The following is a 14,517-nucleotide window of genomic DNA, read 5'->3' on the forward strand; positions in this document are numbered from 1 at the left end:
GCCGGCGGTCTGGGCGATCAGGCCGAACAGGATGTGGTCGGAACCGCCTGCCGAGCCGCCGGCAACCGGAACCTTGGTCGGATCGGCTTTCAGCGCGGCGACGAAATCGCCGGTCGTCTTGAACGGCGATTCCGCAGGCACCACCAGCGCCTCGAACTCACCCGTAAGGCGAGCGATCGGTGTCACCTCGGTAAGATTGTTGGCTGCCTTGTTGGCGATGATGGCGCCAACCATGACCATGCCGGCGACCATCAGCGAATTGCCCTTGCCTTTCCACTGATTAACGAATTGCGGCAGGCCGACCGTGCCACCGGCGCCGCCGACATTGGTGATCTGCGAGCCGGATATGAGCTTCTCGGAGCGCAGCACCTGGTCGATCGTGCGCGCCGTCTGGTCCCAGCCGCCACCGGGCGCCGCCGGAACAAAAATCTGGATCTGCGGCACGTCCTGCGCCAAGGCGGGGGTAAAATGCAGCGCGGTGAAACCAGCGGCGCCGACGGCTGCCGTGCTCGTCAGGAATTTGCGTCTGTTCAGCATGGGGATTTCCTCCAAATCACGACACCTCTCCTCCAGGTGCCCTGCCAAGACGAGGCCCGACACAGGCCTTCACTTCGATTTCAAGCAAATGTTATCTCGTTCTGTCAATAGGAATACCATTCTGCTAGACAGAACGGCGGCGTCGGGATTAAATCTCGTGTCCGGATCAGTTCCGGATGGGCGACTGCGATGAAATCACCGTTGCAATGACAGACACGCCTCCCAGCTCGGCACGGGCCGACGGCGTTGCCGCGCTTGAACGCGCTATCGCCATTCTCGATGCCTTCACCGCTGCCGACCGCTCGCTCGGTCTGGCCGAAATCGCCGCCCGTACCGGCCTTTACAAGAGCACGATCCTGCGGCTGGCAAATTCCCTGATACGCGGGCAATTGCTGGAGCGCCTGGATGATGGGCGCTATCGCATCGGGCCTGCCGCATTCCGGCTTGGCGCGCTCTACCAGCGGTCCGTCGTGGCGATGGACGTCCTGCTGCCAATCATGCGCGATCTTTCCGAGCAGAGCTGGGAAAGCGTCGCTTTCTACGTGCGCTCCGGTGATCTGCGCACTTGCCTTTACCGTGTCGAATCCAAGCATCCGATCCGCTACACGATCCGCGAAGGCGATGTGCTGCCTCTGCTTGTCGGCTCCGGCGGCCGGGTGCTTGCCGCCTTTTCGGGCCAGGAGGGCGAGCCCTACGAAACGATCCGCAACACCTACAACTACATCTCGATCGGCGACCGCGACCCGCAGACCGCCGGCATATCCGCGCCCGTCTTCGGACCAGGACGCACACTGCTCGGCGCGCTGACGCTCGCAGGGCCGAGCACGCGCGTCGACGCGGCCTTTCTCGAGCGCATGAAACGCCCGCTGCTGGAAGCCGCCGCGCGCGCTACCCGCGCCTTCGGCGAGGATGCCTTCATGCTGGACGTGGCAGCCCTCAACACGGGCGCCGGCAACTAGCGCCGTCCAGGTTTCTGCTTGACTCACATATATCCCGATGGTTATACGTCAATCAATAGCCAACGGGTTATCGATCTGAGATGCCGGCCACGCACGATATGCTGTTCAGGACGCTTGCCGATCCGACGCGGCGCGCCATCTTCGAACGTCTCTGTCGCCAGGGCGAGCAGACGGTCGGAGCCCTCACCGCGCAGGCAGGTGTGTCGCAGCCGGCGGTGTCGAAGCATCTGGGCGTGCTCAAGGAAGCGGGGCTGGTGCGCGACCGCCATGAAGGGCGCCAGACCCATTACAGCGCGCAGCTCAAGGCGCTTGCGCCGTTGATGGATTGGACGCGCGACATGGCGGGGTTTTGGGAAAGCCGGTTCGACGATCTCGAAGACCTGCTCAAAAGGATGGATCAATGAACGAAGCCGCAACGCGCTCCGTCATCGTCGAACGCGAGATACCTTTTGCGCCGGAAAAGATTTGGCGCGCGCTTACCCAACCGCATCTCATCGAGGCGTGGCTGATGAAGAACGACTTCAAGCCGGTCGTGGACCATCGCTTCAATCTGAGCGCCGAATGGGGTGGCGTCGACTGCCAGGTGCGGACGGTCGAACCAAACCGGACGCTGTCCTACAGCTGGGACACCAAGGACCTCGAGAGCGTGGTCACCTGGACGCTGACCCCGACGGGCACGGGCACGCATCTGCGTATGGAGCAGGTCGGCTTCCGCACGGATCAGGAGCCGTATTACCGCGGCGCCACCGTCGGCTGGAAGAGATACCTGGCGACCTTGGAGGAGGTCCTTTCGCGGCTCGACTGAAGGTCGCCGCCAACAGCAGGACTGCTCGGAACAACACACTGTTTGGCGGGGCGGCACACCGCAGGCGTAAGCCATGGAGATATCGAAATGAATATCAAGTTGACCAGCATCTATGTCGACGACCAGGAGAAGGCCCTCGCCTTCTACACCGGCGTTCTGGGCTTCACCAGGAAGGCGGATTTCACCAACGGTCCATTCCGCTGGCTGACCGTCACCTCGCCCGACGATCCGGATGCACCGAACTGCAGCTGGCACTCAACGACAATCCGGCGGCAAAGACCTATCAGCAGGCCATCTTCAAGCAGGGCCAGCCGGCGCTGATGCTGTTCAGCGACGACATCAAGGCCGACCACGAGCGCATTAAGGCCAAGGGCGGCAATTTTGCCATGGCGCCGACCGCGGTGACCGGCGCCACCATCGCGCAGCTCAACGACACCTGCGGCAACCTCGTCCAGCTTTCGCAGCTGGCGCGCTGGTAGGCGCCTCGATCCGTCTCGTCATTTGCAAGGGAGGTTACATTGAGCTGGAGCAAGTGGATCAGGCAGCTTCATCGCTGGCTGTCGATCATCTTCACCGTCACCGTCATTGCCAATTTCGCCGCCATGGCCATGGGCCCGCCGCCCGCCTGGATCGTCTATTCGCCGTTGATCCCGCTTTTCCTGCTTTTGTTCAGCGGACTCTACATGTTCGTGCTGCCCTATGCCGCCAGAAGGCGCGGCGAGCCGTCGCCCGAGCGCACGGGATCGGCCTGATGGCGAAGGCGAAATCGAAAGCCGACGCATCTCCGCACGAGAAGCCGGTCCTGCTTTCAGGCGGCAATCCGCAGATCGCCAAGGGCCATGGCGACGCTCCCGTGCAGGCCTATATCGCGGCGATGCCGGGCTGGAAGAGCGAGGTCGGGCGCCGGCTCGACCAGCTCATCGTGCAAGCCATTCCCAACGTGCAGAAGGCCGTCAAATGGAATTCGCCACTCTACGGCATGAAGGACGAAGGCTGGTTTCTCGGCATCCATTGCTTCGCCAGCTACATCAAGGTGGCGTTCTTCCGCGGCCTGTCGCTGGACCCCGTGCCTCCGGTCGAATCCAAGAGCGGGGACACGCGCTATTTGCATATCCGTGAGGACGATCGGCTCGACGAGAAGCGGTTCGTTTCCTGGGTGAAACAGGCGAGCCGGCTGCCCGGCGAACGGATGTAAGCGCAAGGAAGGATCAAGCGCCGCCCTCCCGAAGGACCACGGCGGCGATGTCATATCCGGCATTGAGGAGAAACCAGACATGCAAAAAGACGGCGAGCAGGACGGCAGGTCTGCGTCCGAGCTGATCGATAGAAGGATCGAGGAACTGGGCGACTGGCGCGGCGAGATGCTTGCCCGGCTCCGCGCCCTGATCCGCCAGGCCGCGCCGGAAGCCGTCGAGACATGGAAATGGCGCGGCGTGCCGGTTTGGGAGGATGCCGGCATCATCTGCACCGGCGAGACCTACAAGGCCGTCGTCAAGCTGACCTTCGCCAGAGGCGCGGCGCTGCCCGACCCCAAGAAGCTCTTCAACTCCAGCCTCGAAGGCAACACGAGGCGCGCCATCGATTTCAAGCAAGGCGACACGATCGACGCCGATGCGCTGAAGGCGCTCGTACGCGAAGCCGTGACCCTCAACAGATCGAGGGCCAAGCGCTGAGAGAGGACTGCGGTATAACGCTATCGGGTTGATGTTGCCGGCTTTTTCTTCCGCGCACCGGCAACACGGATCAATACATCGCATCACCCGGCGTAAGCGTCTGCCAGGCAACAATTCATGAAACAAGTACCGGACAAATTTATCGGCCGTTAAGCCAAGAGCGCTATCTGGATCGATGTCGCCGGCAACGGGGCGACATGCGGGGAAAAATATCGTCTCAACCGACGGATGAGCCAGTCGGACAGACGCCGGGGGAGCAGAACGAGCTCCATGGGAATGGGATGAAGTTCTCGTCGACCGATGCCGGTCCGCGTCTGATAGGGCTGGTCTGTCCCTTCGTCGCGGTGGTCCTGACCCAGGCGCTGGTCGCAACCCTCAGCCTCCACACATTATCCGCGGTCCGCGCCTATGTCGGCGGCGAAAGCCAATGGTCGAAAGGCCGGATGCACGCCATCTATTTCCTGAACCTTTATGCCGATACCGGCCGGCAGGAATATTTCAACGAATATCGTCAAGCCATCGCCGTGCCGCTCGCCGATCGCGCCGCGCGGCTGGCGCTCGAACAGGCCGAGCCCGACACGAATGCGGCCCGGCTTGGCTTTCTCGGCGGCAACAACCACCCCGACGATGTTGACGGCCTGATCTGGCTGTTCCGGAATTTCCGCGGCGTCAGCTATCTCGACACCGCGATCCGCCACTGGAGGGATGCCGACGAGATGATCCTCGCCATCGAGGGACTTGGCGACGAGATGAATCGAAGGCTGGAAAAAGGGCCGGCAACGCTAGCCGAGATCAGCCTCTGGAAGGCGAAAATCCACCAGCTCGACCGCCGGATCGGGCCGCTGGCCAAGGCGTTTTCCGACAGCCTCGGCGAGGGATCCCGCTTCATCAAGATGGCGCTGACGGCGGCCAATCTCGCCACCGCCGCCCTGCTTATCCTGCTCGTCGTCTGGCGCACGCGCAAGCTGATGATACAGCGCCAGGCGTTTCAGAGCGCCCTCAACGCCGAGCGCGAGCGTGCCCAGATCACGCTGGCCTCGATCGGCCAGGCCGTCATCAGCACCGATGCCGAGGGGCGGCTTGACTATATGAATGCCGGGGCGGAGCGGCTGCTTGCCTGCTCGCTGGCCGCAGCCAGGGGCAGGCCCATCGCCTCGTTGTTCCGGCTTGTCGACAAGGACAGCGGCGTCGAGGAGACCGATCTGATCGCGCGCCTGCTGGCAGGCGAGCCGCGCCGCTCCAATGTGCGCCCGCAGCTCCTGGAGCGTCCCGACAGCTCGGTCGTGCCGGTGGCGCTGAACGGCGCGCCGCTGATCGTCTCAGGCCAGATCCTCGGCTGTGTCCTGGCCCTGCACGAGATGACGCGCGAGCAGGATTATATCGAGCGCCTGTCGTGGCAGGCATCGCATGATGCGCTGACCGGTCTCGTCAACTGCCGCGACTTCGAGAACCGGCTGGCAGGCGCGATCTCCGAAGCGCCGGAAAGGTCGCGCAGGCATGCGCTGATGTATCTCGACCTCGACCAGTTCAAGCTGGTCAACGACACATGCGGCCATGCCGCCGGCGACCAGCTGCTGCGCCAGATCTCGGTGCTGCTCGCCAACGAGCTGCCGCCCGGCGACATCCTGGCCAGGCTCGGCGGCGACGAGTTCGGCGTGCTGCTCTTCGATTGCGATGCCGACTGTGCCGCCGCAACCGCCGAACGGCTGCGCGCCACGGTCCAGGACCTGCATTTCTCCTGGGACGGACGTCCCTTCAACATCAGCGTCAGCATCGGCATGGTCGAAGTCGCCAACGTCGGCATGACGCTGGAGGAGGTGCTGCGCGCAGCCGACGTCGCCTGCTACATGGCGAAGGAAAAGGGCCGCAACCGCATCCATTTCCACAGCGAGGGCGACACCGCGCTGCGCGAGCGCTTCGGCGAGATGGCCTGGGTGCAGCGTCTGCACGCCGCACTGGATCAGAACCGCTTCAGGCTGCATGCGCAAGAGATCGCGCCCCTGCGCGACGATATCCCGGAGCAGGGCGCGCATATCGAAATCCTGCTCAGGCTGACCGACGAGGACGGCAGCTTCGTCACGCCGCAGAGCTTCATCCCGGCGGCGGAGCGCTACGGATTGATGCCGGCGATCGACCGCTGGGTGGTGCGCGACACCCTCGCCACCTTGGCGGCCAGGCGCGCCGACCCGCACGCGACGCCGATATCCACCTGCGCGATCAATCTCTCCGGCGCCACCTTCGGCGACGAGACCTTCCTCGGCTTCATGCGCGAGCAGTTCGCCGCGCACGCCATCGTCCCCGAAACGATCTGTCTGGAGATCACCGAGACCAGCGCCATTGCAAATCTTTCCGAAGCCATGCGCTTCATCGCCGATCTGCGCGGGCTTGGCTGCCGCTTCGCGCTCGACGATTTCGGCTCCGGCATGTCGTCCTTCGCCTATCTGAAGCATTTGCCGGTCGACTACCTCAAGATCGACGGCAGCTTCGTCAAGGACATGCTCGACGACCGCATCGACCGCGCGATGGTCGAGATGATCCATCACATCGGCAAGGTGACGGGAAAACGCACCATCGCCGAATTCGTCGAAAGCGAGGGCATCATCGACGCCTTGAAAGCGATCGGCGTCGACTATGCGCAGGGCTATGCGATTGCGCGTCCCCAGCCATTCGACGCAACCAAGGTGCTGCGCGGCAATCGCAGCGAGCGCGATGCAACGGCGGATGGATGGGAGACTTTGGCGCGGACGCTGCGCCGCAAAGCCAGCTAATCTAGGCGACAACCCCTCCGGCCCGCCGTTCCAACAGGATCGTCGGCTTCTCATGATAGGTGGTCCGCAAAATCTCTCCATAACCGTTCTTTTCGGCGACCTTCAGCGAAGCGCCGTTTTCCGGATCGATGATGCAGACGGTTCTCGCTTGTCCCAACGCCTCGTCGCTCCAGGCGACGATCCGCCCGACGACCTCGCTCGCAAGCCCCCGGCCGTGCGCCTCCGAAGCCAGGGCCCAGCCGGCTTCCGGCACGCCTTCGATCGAAGGTTCGATCTCGCGCTTCAGATCATGGAAGCCGGCCTCGCCGATGAAGCGCCCCGTCGCCTTGTCCTCGATCGCCCAGAAACCGTAGCCGATCAACGACCACAGCCCGGCATGGCGCAGGAAGCGCATCCAGCTTTCCTCGCGCGTGCGCGGCTTGCCGCCGATGAAACGGGTGACGGCAGGTTCCGTCCACATGGCGGCATAGGTCTCGAAATCGCCCGGACGATGGGGCCGCAGGATGGTCCGCGCCGTCTCGAGGATCGGCACGCCAGCTTCCGTCTTGATGCTCATGGCACTCCTCTCGTTGAGACGGCAGCGGTTAGTGTGTTTCACCGTTTCGCGAAATGGTGAAACACACTAACTCTTTGTTTTCACGAAATTCCGGACGGAAAACCGCTCACACTTTCCTGGAATTGCTCTAGCAAACCGGCGTCCCCGGGCAAGGGCCAGGGTTGGCCGGGATCATCCTCCAGCGCAACGATTTCGCCGTCTGGGAATCTTGACCGATGATGCTACTCTTCTGACACGGTATCCAGCCGCGTCGCGGCCGCCAGGCGCAGGGAAGAACATGGACACCACTGACCTTGTATTGGCTATTCTCCATCACCTGCTGGTGTTCTCGCTGGCCGGCATCATCGGGGCCGAGTTCGTGCTGGTGCGCGACGATCTGGGTGCGGCGACGCTGAAGCGCCTTGCCGGCATCGACCGCCATTACGGCATCATCGCCGCGCTGATCATCATCGTCGGCATCTGCCGGGTGTTCTTCGGCCTGAAGGGTTGGGAATTCTATGTCTACAATTGGGTGTTCTGGGCAAAGATGGCGGCCTTCGCCATCGTCGGCCTGCTGTCGATCGTGCCGACCACGCGCTTCCTCTCCTGGAACAGGCAGGCGAACGGCAATCCGTCTTTCGCCGTGCCGGCGGCGGAACTGGCCTCGGTGAAGAACTATGTCCGCGCCGAAGGCTTCATCTTCCTGCTCATTCCGGTCTTTGCCGCGGCCATGGCGCGCGGCTACGGCTATTAGAGCCAGACCCGCTCTAAAGCATGTCTCCCGAAAGTGGTTACCGGTTTCGGGGTAAAGACATGCGCAAAATAAAAAACCTAAAGCGCATGGAGCGAGACTGAAAGATCGCGACGCGCTTTAGGCCTCGGCCGCAAACGTCTCATCCAGCGGCGCGATCGGCATCAGCGGCGCCGGAATGTCGGTGGTCTTTTCCTTCGACTTGCAGATATCGGCGATCACGCAGGCCGGGCAATCGGGCTTGCGCGCCTTGCAGACATAGCGGCCATGCAGGATCAGCCAGTGATGCGCATGTCGCATGAACTCGGCCGGGATGACCTTGAGCAGCCCCTGCTCGACCTGTTCCGGCGTCTTGCCGGGAGCCAGCCCAATCCGATTGCCGATGCGGAAGATATGCGTGTCGACCGCCATCGTGTGCTGGCCGAAGGCGACGTTGAGCACGACATTGGCGGTCTTGCGCCCGACGCCCGGCAGCTTCACCAGCTCGTCTCGATCCTGCGGCACCTGGCCCGCATAATCATCGATCAGCGCCTTCGACAGCGCGATCACGTTCTTCGCTTTGTTCCGCCACAGCCCTATCGTGCGGATGTAGTCGCCGACCTTGGCCTCGCCCAGCGCCAGCATCCTGGCTGGCGTGTCGGCAGCCGCGAACAATGCCTTGGTCGCCTTGTTGACGCCCGCGTCGGTTGCCTGCGCTGACAGCACCACCGCGACCAGCAGGGTGAAGGCGTTGACATAGTCGAGCTCGCCTTTCGGCTCAGGCCGCTGCACGGAAAAGCGCCTGAAGATCTCATGCACCTCGGCGGCACTGTAGAGCGACCGGGAAGCCGCTTTTCGCGGCCGTGTACCAGCCGCCGGGCCGCCGCCGGCAGGGGCGGGTTGAGGCTTTTTGACAGCGATGGATTTTTTGGACTTGGGAGGCGCCATGTCCCTTCCTATAATATCCCCTCATGAGCGACACAAACGCGTCATTCGAAGCCGACCAGCCATTTTTCCAGGCCCTGCTGACGCCGCACCGCTCGCTCGGCCGCACCGGTTTCCTGATCCTGATGGGGGCGCTTGTCTTCGGCTGGGCGGTCACCGGCGCCTTTTTCCTGGCGCATGGCGCCTGGCCGGTGTTCGGCTTCTTCGGCCTCGATGTGATCGCCGTCTATATCGCTTTCCGCGCCAACTATCGCGCCGCGCGCGCCCGCGAGGAAATCTCGGTATCGCGCACCAGCCTCGACATCCGCAAGACAGCACCTTCCGGACGCTCGGAGGCGCATCATTTCAACCCGTTCTGGACGCGGTTCTCGATCGCCCGCCACAGCGAAATCGGCATCACCAGGATGGCCGTCGAAGCGCAGGGCAAGAGCGTGGCGATCGGCGGCTTCCTCAATCCCGACGACCGCGAAAGCTTCGCCACCGCCTTTTCGCGCGCGCTGGCGACCGCCAAGACGCGCTGAGCATGATCCCGAACCGAAGTCCGCGTCAGCGAAAAGTGGACGCCGGTTTTGCTTTCGCTGAGCTGCGGTTCGGACAAGATCATGCTCCGAGCAAGTCAAGCAAATCAGAAGCGGTAGCGCAGCAGCCTGCCGACCTTGCGCATGGCGGGGACATGCCTCCAGAGGCCGACGAACAAGCATGCGGACCAGCCCAGCGCCCCTTGTTCCGGTTTCTAGGATGGTCTGGGTGCCTGCGTCAGGAAGGCAAGTTTCGGGTGGTTGCAAAGCTCTGGAAGACCGATATTCGCGGCCAAGGAGACATTGCCATGAACGCGCAGATGACCATGAATACGCAGATGAAGCCGATCGCGATCCTTGAGAACGATATCACCCCGGAAGGCAGCGACTATGATGTCGTGCGCCGCGCCATCGAGAAGATCAGCCTCGACTATCGCGACCAGCCCTCGCTGGAGGTGCTGGCCGAGGAAGTCGGCGAGACGCCGACCGGCCTGCAGAAGCTGTTCACCCGCTGGGCCGGCCTGTCACCGAAAGCCTTTCTGCAGGCGGTGACGCTCGACCACGCGCGCAGGCTGCTCGATTCCGGCATGCCGCTGCTGGAGACCTCGTTCGAGCTCGGCATGTCCGGCCCCGGCCGGCTGCACGACCTCTTCGTCACCCATGAGGCGATGTCGCCCGGCGACTACAAGACGCGGGGCGCGGGCCTCACCATCCGCTACGGTTATCACATCTCGCCTTTCGGCATCGCGCTGATCATGGTCACTGACCGCGGCCTCGCCGGCCTCGCCTTCTGCGATGCCGGCGGCGAGCGGGCTGCCTTCGCCGACATGTCCGGCCGCTGGCCGAACGCGACTTATGTCGAGGACATGTCGGCCACCCAGGCTTACGCCGCGCGGGTCTTCGACCCGACCAACTGGCGCGCCGACCAGCCGCTGCGCGTGGTGATGATCGGCACCGATTTCCAGCTGCGCGTCTGGGAAGCCTTGCTGCGCATCCCGATGGGCAGGGCCTGCACCTATTCCTCGATCGCGGCGAGCATCGGCGCGCCAAGCGCCAGCCGGGCCGTCGGTGCGGCGGTAGGCGCAAACCCGATGTCCTTCGTGGTGCCTTGCCATCGGGCGCTGGGCAAGTCCGGCGCGCTCACCGGCTATCACTGGGGTCTGACGCGCAAACGCGCCATCCTCGGTTGGGAAGCGGGACAAGTGACGTCCTGAAACATTCGATTTTTTCGCATGCCATTGCGAAAAAACCGCGTATCGTAATATAAATCGGTACATCCTAAATAATTGATCGATTCATCTGCGAAATGCAACCGGAGACAACCTATGGTTACAGCCGGTTTTCTTGTAAGTTGCTTCCCCGCGTTATTTCACTTAACGCTAAATTAACCACGATAAAGGGAAGATGACCCGACGTTGAGCCGGCACCATCCGGCTCGAAGGAGGGATCTCAATGAAAATCGCTCGGGCCGCAATGGCAGCAGGCCTGCTGGCCGCCTGCGCCTGCCAGACGGCATCGGCCGCTACCGGAAACGTGCTTTTCAACGGCACGATCACCGCGACCTGCACCATCACGATCAACTCCAACGGCACGATGACCGTGAGCAGCAATCTTCAGTCGCTGAGCTCGCACAATGCCGGCGGCTCGGCAGGCAGCGCTCAGGTCGATACGACGGGCGGGGTCTCGCTCAGCGTGGACCCGGTGACAACGACCACCGTGCCGGCCTCGGACACGACGGCGACGACATGGACTCCGACCTTCGCCACTTCAGGCGCGCAGACGATTGCCGAAACCGGCACCGCGACCGCGCTGACGGTGCCGGGCACATCGACGGTCGCGGTCAATCTCGCCGGCACCAAGAGCGGCACGAACCGGTTCTCCGCCGGCAACTATCAAGCAACGGTGACGCTGCGCTGCGAATAGTCCTCACGCGAAAGGAGCGGTCCTTGAGAAGAATCGCATTGAGAAGAATTGCAATCCTGGCGGCGGGCCTGATCGCCGCGCTGCCTCCCGTAGCGGCGACCGGCCAGTCGATGACGCCGATGCGGGGCGAGGTGCGATCCTTCACCGATGCCTTTGCTGTCCGTGTCTTTCCGGGCAACCCGTACAACCAGCGCATCCGCGTCGAGGTCCATGTCTACGACCAGGATTTCCAGCCTGTCGCGGCCAGGATCACGCCGAGCGCGTTCCTTCTGGCCGGCCAAGCGTCGCGCCCGGTCCTGGTGGTCGTCCCGTTCGACGGCGCGAACGAGCGTAAAGTGCGTATCTGTACCGAGAGTATCCCCTTTCCAAGCGAGCAGACCCAGATAAGGGCACAGATATGCGGAAAGTTCTTCGGGCATCGCAGGTTCTGACCTTGTCCTTGCTGCCCGCCCTGGCTGTCGTCGGTCGGGGACTTGCCGAGGATATCCTGAACCTGAATCAGAACCAGACCGGTTTCAGCCTGCCCGGCGTCACCTTGCCCCAGGGCCAGGACGAGGTTCATGCCAGCGACGGCACGACCTGCCGCTCAGCCGTTTCCGGCAGCGGCGCCTATCTCGACCTCGGCGTCATCCGCGGCAACAACTCAAGCAACCAGACCAACAGCGACATCGCCACCTATGGCCGCGTGGTGATCCCGATCGGGCGGACGCCCAAACGCGTCGATTGCAGCCGCCTCTACGAGTTGGAAGTCGAGCGCCTGCAGTTGGAATTGAAGCTGCTCAAAATGGGCCTCGGCGCCGACGGCCAGACGACGGGAAGTGTGCCCGCCTCGCCGCCCCAGGACGCTGCGTCCCAAGCCAGCGCGGCGCAAGCCGGCGCGGCGCAAGCCAACGGGGTCCAAGCCAACGTGGCTCAAGTCAAATCAGCGGGATGGGCCAATGAAGGCTGGACCATCAGAGGCACGACCAGCAATGAGAAGAAGAAGCGGAAATAGAAGCGCGCTGTTAGCGCTGGCGGCGCTTGCCGGTCTCTGCCTTCCGGCGCAGGCGGCGATCATCGGCACCTGCACGATCATGATCGGCGCCTCGGGGACGATGAAATCGAACCCCGCCATCAACATCTTCGGCTCAAAGCAGGCAGGCGGGTCGAGCGCCGGCGCCACCATCACAGCGAACTCGACGCTGTGTTCCATCCTAAACCTGCTGGACTGCTATACCGTTTCCGCGCCGGCGCCGATCGCCTTTACCTCGGCACCGAGCGGCGGCGACACCAATGTCTCGTTCGCCTCCGTCTTCCGCCTCGACGGCTCGGGCGTGGACATACCGGGCAGCTCGCCGCAGCGGGTGACCAACGGCACCCACACCATCCAGGTCGATCTCACCGCCACGAAGTCGCCCGGCATCTTCCCGGCAGGCAACTATCAAGGCACGGTGACGGTGCGCTGCGAATGATGCCTGTGGGCCAAGAGCCCGCGCAACCGGCATGATCTGGCAACCGGCGGTCTTTGCGGCTAGCTTCGCCCCCAGCACGCAATTCCGCGATGAGCGCTTCGCCGCCCATTTCCCAGGAATTGCGAAAAGCAGAATCTTGGAGCAGGTCCGCCTTTCAAGCAAGGGCCGGGCCGCTTCAACGGGAGGCAGTTTTTGTGATTATCGTTGTCGGCTCGATCAACCTCGATCTCATTGCCAATGTCGACCGCCTGCCGGAACCCGGCGAGACGGTGCGCGGCTCGAGCTTTGCCACCGCCCCCGGCGGCAAGGGCGCCAACCAGGCGCTGGCCGCGGCGCGCGCGGGAGCCCAGGTGCGCATGGTTGGCGCGGTCGGCAAGGATAGCTTTGCCCCCGAAGCGCTCGCTTTGCTCAAGGCCGGCAATGTCGATCTCTCCGGTGTCGGCCAAAGCTTCGCCTCCACCGGCACGGCGCTGATCCTGGTCGGCGCCGACGGCGAGAACGTCATCGCCGTCGTGCCGGGCGCCAATGATTCGGTGGTGCCGGGCGATGTCACCAAGGCCTATCTCAAAAAGGGCGATGTCGTGCTCCTGCAGCACGAGATCCCGCTGCAGACGGTCGAGGCCGCGCTCGACGCGGCGCGCGCGGCGGGCGCCGTCAGCGTGCTCAACACCGCGCCTTTCCGGGCCGAAGCCGCCGGCTTCCTCGGCAAGGCCGACTATGCCGTCGCCAACGAGACCGAATTCGATCTCTACGGCGAAGCGCTGTCGCTTTCCGGGCGCGACCGCCCCGCCCGCATGCGCGACTACGCCCAAAAGACCGGCCGCGCCATCGTCGTCACGCTCGGCGGCGACGGCGTGCTGGCCGCAACGCCGGACGATTTCCTCACAATCCAGGCGCTAAAGATCACGCCGGTCGACACCGTCGGCGCCGGCGACACTTTTTGCGGCTATTTCGGCGCCGGCCTGTCGTCCGGCTTGTCGCTTGGGGATGCGATCACCCGCGCCGCCGCGGCCGGCTCGCTTGCCTGCCTGAAGCCAGGCGCGCAGCCGGCGATCCCACTGGCCAAGGATGTCGACGCTGCCCTGGCGGGAACGCGTTAAGCATGCGGCCCGTCACCAAGCATGCCCTGCCGGCGGCCGGCGATATCTGTCGCCTCTCCGCCGTCGAGCTCGCCGACAGGATCAGGCAAGGGCAATTGTCGGTGCGTGAAGTCGTCAGCGCTTCCCTTGACCGCATCGAGGCCGTCAACCCGCTGGTCAACGCTATCGTCTCGCTGCGCGAGCGCGCCGACATCCTGGCCGAAGCCGACAACGCCGATGCTCATCTGGCCCGCGGCGGCGAGGCCGGATCGCTGTTCGGCCTGCCGATCGCCATCAAGGACCTCGCCCTGACCAAGGGGCTGAGGACCACCTTCGGCTCGCCGATCTTCGCCGATTTCATCCCTGAAACGGACGACTTCTTCGTCGAGCGCATCCGCAAGGCCGGCGCCATCATCATCGGCAAGACCAATGTTCCGGAATTCGGCCTTGGCTCCAACACGTACAATCCGGTCTTCGGGCCGACGCTCAACGCCTTCGACCCGGCGCTGACCGCCGGCGGCTCGAGCGGCGGCGCGGCGGTGGCACTGGCGCTCAACATGCTGCCGGTCGCCGACGGCAGCGACTTCGGCGGCT

At 63.7% G+C, this 14,517-nt stretch carries 21 protein-coding genes; 18 read left to right on the top strand and 3 right to left on the bottom strand.

What is annotated here, in order from left to right; translation table 11 throughout:
- A partial coding sequence (locus EOA24_RS09770; protein ID WP_127409772.1) for a tripartite tricarboxylate transporter substrate-binding protein occupies positions 1 to 537 on the bottom strand: 537 nt, incomplete at its 3' end.
- Between the two features lie 206 nt (positions 538 to 743).
- On the opposite strand from EOA24_RS09770, the gene EOA24_RS09775 reads away from it, so the two are divergent.
- The 9 genes from EOA24_RS09775 (at position 744) to EOA24_RS09810 (ending at position 6,742) form a co-directional block, all read left to right on the top strand.
- Positions 744 to 1,496: an IclR family transcriptional regulator gene (locus tag EOA24_RS09775; protein WP_126081214.1), complete on the top strand. Its 753-nt coding sequence runs from the start codon at positions 744 to 746 to the stop codon at positions 1,494 to 1,496.
- Positions 1,497 to 1,576: 80 nt separating this feature from the next.
- The gene (locus EOA24_RS09780; RefSeq protein ID WP_126081213.1) at positions 1,577 to 1,900 is read left to right on the top strand and encodes a metalloregulator ArsR/SmtB family transcription factor; all 324 of its coding nucleotides are present in this window, start codon (positions 1,577 to 1,579) and stop codon (positions 1,898 to 1,900) included.
- Positions 1,897 to 2,301 (top strand): SRPBCC domain-containing protein, encoded by a 405-nt coding sequence (locus EOA24_RS09785; RefSeq protein ID WP_126081212.1) that lies wholly within the window; start codon positions 1,897 to 1,899, stop codon positions 2,299 to 2,301. Before EOA24_RS09780 ends, EOA24_RS09785 begins: the two co-directional genes overlap by 4 nt.
- 87 nt (positions 2,302 to 2,388) lie before the next feature.
- Positions 2,389 to 2,622: a VOC family protein gene (locus EOA24_RS43855; protein ID WP_281059436.1), complete on the top strand. Its 234-nt coding sequence runs from the start codon at positions 2,389 to 2,391 to the stop codon at positions 2,620 to 2,622.
- Positions 2,550 to 2,780, top strand: a complete 231-nt coding sequence (locus EOA24_RS43860; RefSeq protein WP_348633070.1) for a VOC family protein — start codon at positions 2,550 to 2,552, stop codon at positions 2,778 to 2,780. The genes EOA24_RS43855 and EOA24_RS43860 overlap by 73 nt, the downstream gene beginning before the upstream one ends.
- Before the next feature lie 39 nt (positions 2,781 to 2,819).
- Entirely contained in the window at positions 2,820 to 3,053 is a 234-nt protein-coding gene (locus EOA24_RS09795) for a hypothetical protein (protein ID WP_126081211.1), read from the top strand.
- Positions 3,053 to 3,496, top strand: a complete 444-nt coding sequence (locus EOA24_RS09800; protein WP_126081210.1) for a DUF1801 domain-containing protein — start codon at positions 3,053 to 3,055, stop codon at positions 3,494 to 3,496. Before EOA24_RS09795 ends, EOA24_RS09800 begins: the two co-directional genes overlap by 1 nt.
- Positions 3,497 to 3,575: 79 nt before the next feature.
- Complete coding sequence (locus tag EOA24_RS09805; protein ID WP_126081209.1) at positions 3,576 to 3,974, top strand: DUF1801 domain-containing protein; 399 nt, start codon at positions 3,576 to 3,578, stop codon at positions 3,972 to 3,974.
- Positions 3,975 to 4,255: 281 nt separating this feature from the next.
- Positions 4,256 to 6,742, top strand: coding sequence for an EAL domain-containing protein (locus EOA24_RS09810; protein WP_127409773.1), 2,487 nt, complete (start codon positions 4,256 to 4,258; stop codon positions 6,740 to 6,742).
- Between the two features lies 1 nt (position 6,743).
- On the opposite strand, the gene EOA24_RS09815 is transcribed toward EOA24_RS09810, so the two are convergent.
- Positions 6,744 to 7,298, bottom strand: a complete 555-nt coding sequence (locus tag EOA24_RS09815) for a GNAT family N-acetyltransferase (protein ID WP_126081207.1) — start codon at positions 7,296 to 7,298, stop codon at positions 6,744 to 6,746.
- 277 nt (positions 7,299 to 7,575) lie between these two features.
- Between EOA24_RS09815 and EOA24_RS09820 the strand changes: the two genes are divergently transcribed.
- Positions 7,576 to 8,031: a DUF2214 family protein gene (locus EOA24_RS09820; protein WP_126081206.1), complete on the top strand. Its 456-nt coding sequence runs from the start codon at positions 7,576 to 7,578 to the stop codon at positions 8,029 to 8,031.
- A 117-nt stretch (positions 8,032 to 8,148) separates the two neighbouring features.
- On the opposite strand, the gene nth is transcribed toward EOA24_RS09820, so the two are convergent.
- Positions 8,149 to 8,955, bottom strand: a complete 807-nt coding sequence (gene nth / locus EOA24_RS09825) for an endonuclease III (RefSeq protein WP_126081205.1) — start codon at positions 8,953 to 8,955, stop codon at positions 8,149 to 8,151.
- Positions 8,956 to 8,978: 23 nt separating this feature from the next.
- Here nth and EOA24_RS09830 point away from each other — a divergent pair, with 23 nt between their 5' ends.
- The 8 genes from EOA24_RS09830 to EOA24_RS09870 all read left to right on the top strand — a co-directional run.
- Entirely contained in the window at positions 8,979 to 9,473 is a 495-nt protein-coding gene (locus EOA24_RS09830) for a DUF2244 domain-containing protein (RefSeq protein WP_126081204.1), read from the top strand.
- Positions 9,474 to 9,778: 305 nt separating this feature from the next.
- On the top strand, positions 9,779 to 10,684 hold the full coding sequence (locus EOA24_RS09840) for a methylated-DNA--[protein]-cysteine S-methyltransferase (protein WP_126081203.1): 906 nt from the start codon (positions 9,779 to 9,781) through the stop codon (positions 10,682 to 10,684).
- 238 nt (positions 10,685 to 10,922) lie between these two features.
- Positions 10,923 to 11,393: a hypothetical protein gene (locus EOA24_RS09845; RefSeq protein WP_126081202.1), complete on the top strand. Its 471-nt coding sequence runs from the start codon at positions 10,923 to 10,925 to the stop codon at positions 11,391 to 11,393.
- A 38-nt stretch (positions 11,394 to 11,431) separates the two neighbouring features.
- Complete coding sequence (locus tag EOA24_RS09850; protein ID WP_126081201.1) at positions 11,432 to 11,824, top strand: hypothetical protein; 393 nt, start codon at positions 11,432 to 11,434, stop codon at positions 11,822 to 11,824.
- A complete protein-coding gene (locus EOA24_RS09855; RefSeq protein WP_126081200.1) occupies positions 11,791 to 12,387 on the top strand; it encodes a hypothetical protein in 597 nt (198 codons plus the stop codon). Before EOA24_RS09850 ends, EOA24_RS09855 begins: the two co-directional genes overlap by 34 nt.
- Positions 12,365 to 12,844, top strand: a complete 480-nt coding sequence (locus EOA24_RS09860; RefSeq protein WP_189343067.1) for a hypothetical protein — start codon at positions 12,365 to 12,367, stop codon at positions 12,842 to 12,844. The genes EOA24_RS09855 and EOA24_RS09860 overlap by 23 nt, the downstream gene beginning before the upstream one ends.
- Before the next feature lie 194 nt (positions 12,845 to 13,038).
- On the top strand, positions 13,039 to 13,944 hold the full coding sequence (locus EOA24_RS09865) for a ribokinase (protein ID WP_126081198.1): 906 nt from the start codon (positions 13,039 to 13,041) through the stop codon (positions 13,942 to 13,944).
- Positions 13,945 to 13,946: 2 nt separating this feature from the next.
- The coding region (locus EOA24_RS09870; RefSeq protein ID WP_245501779.1) for an amidase family protein at positions 13,947 to 14,517 on the top strand (571 nt) is incomplete at its 3' end.

The sequence above is a fragment of the Mesorhizobium sp. M2A.F.Ca.ET.039.01.1.1 genome (assembly GCF_003998035.1).
Taxonomy (GTDB): domain Bacteria; phylum Pseudomonadota; class Alphaproteobacteria; order Rhizobiales; family Rhizobiaceae; genus Mesorhizobium.

What these genes read in the sequence shown, in the direction of transcription:
- EOA24_RS09815 (WP_126081207.1), bottom strand. Translation starts at nt 7,298, where the DNA reads ATGAGCATCAAGACGGAAGCTGGCGTGCCGATCCTCGAGACGGCGCGG.
- EOA24_RS43855 (WP_281059436.1), top strand. Translation starts at nt 2,389, where the DNA reads ATGAATATCAAGTTGACCAGCATCTATGTCGACGACCAGGAGAAGGCC.
- EOA24_RS09800 (WP_126081210.1), top strand. Translation starts at nt 3,053, where the DNA reads ATGGCGAAGGCGAAATCGAAAGCCGACGCATCTCCGCACGAGAAGCCG.
- EOA24_RS09820 (WP_126081206.1), top strand. Translation starts at nt 7,576, where the DNA reads ATGGACACCACTGACCTTGTATTGGCTATTCTCCATCACCTGCTGGTG.
- EOA24_RS09830 (WP_126081204.1), top strand. Translation starts at nt 8,979, where the DNA reads ATGAGCGACACAAACGCGTCATTCGAAGCCGACCAGCCATTTTTCCAG.
- EOA24_RS09860 (WP_189343067.1), top strand. Translation starts at nt 12,365, where the DNA reads ATGAGAAGAAGAAGCGGAAATAGAAGCGCGCTGTTAGCGCTGGCGGCG.
- EOA24_RS09775 (WP_126081214.1), top strand. Translation starts at nt 744, where the DNA reads ATGACAGACACGCCTCCCAGCTCGGCACGGGCCGACGGCGTTGCCGCG.
- EOA24_RS09840 (WP_126081203.1), top strand. Translation starts at nt 9,779, where the DNA reads ATGAACGCGCAGATGACCATGAATACGCAGATGAAGCCGATCGCGATC.
- EOA24_RS09780 (WP_126081213.1), top strand. Translation starts at nt 1,577, where the DNA reads ATGCCGGCCACGCACGATATGCTGTTCAGGACGCTTGCCGATCCGACG.
- EOA24_RS09805 (WP_126081209.1), top strand. Translation starts at nt 3,576, where the DNA reads ATGCAAAAAGACGGCGAGCAGGACGGCAGGTCTGCGTCCGAGCTGATC.
- EOA24_RS09855 (WP_126081200.1), top strand. Translation starts at nt 11,791, where the DNA reads ATGCGGAAAGTTCTTCGGGCATCGCAGGTTCTGACCTTGTCCTTGCTG.
- nth (WP_126081205.1), bottom strand. Translation starts at nt 8,955, where the DNA reads ATGGCGCCTCCCAAGTCCAAAAAATCCATCGCTGTCAAAAAGCCTCAA.
- EOA24_RS09845 (WP_126081202.1), top strand. Translation starts at nt 10,923, where the DNA reads ATGAAAATCGCTCGGGCCGCAATGGCAGCAGGCCTGCTGGCCGCCTGC.
- EOA24_RS09810 (WP_127409773.1), top strand. Translation starts at nt 4,256, where the DNA reads ATGAAGTTCTCGTCGACCGATGCCGGTCCGCGTCTGATAGGGCTGGTC.
- EOA24_RS09785 (WP_126081212.1), top strand. Translation starts at nt 1,897, where the DNA reads ATGAACGAAGCCGCAACGCGCTCCGTCATCGTCGAACGCGAGATACCT.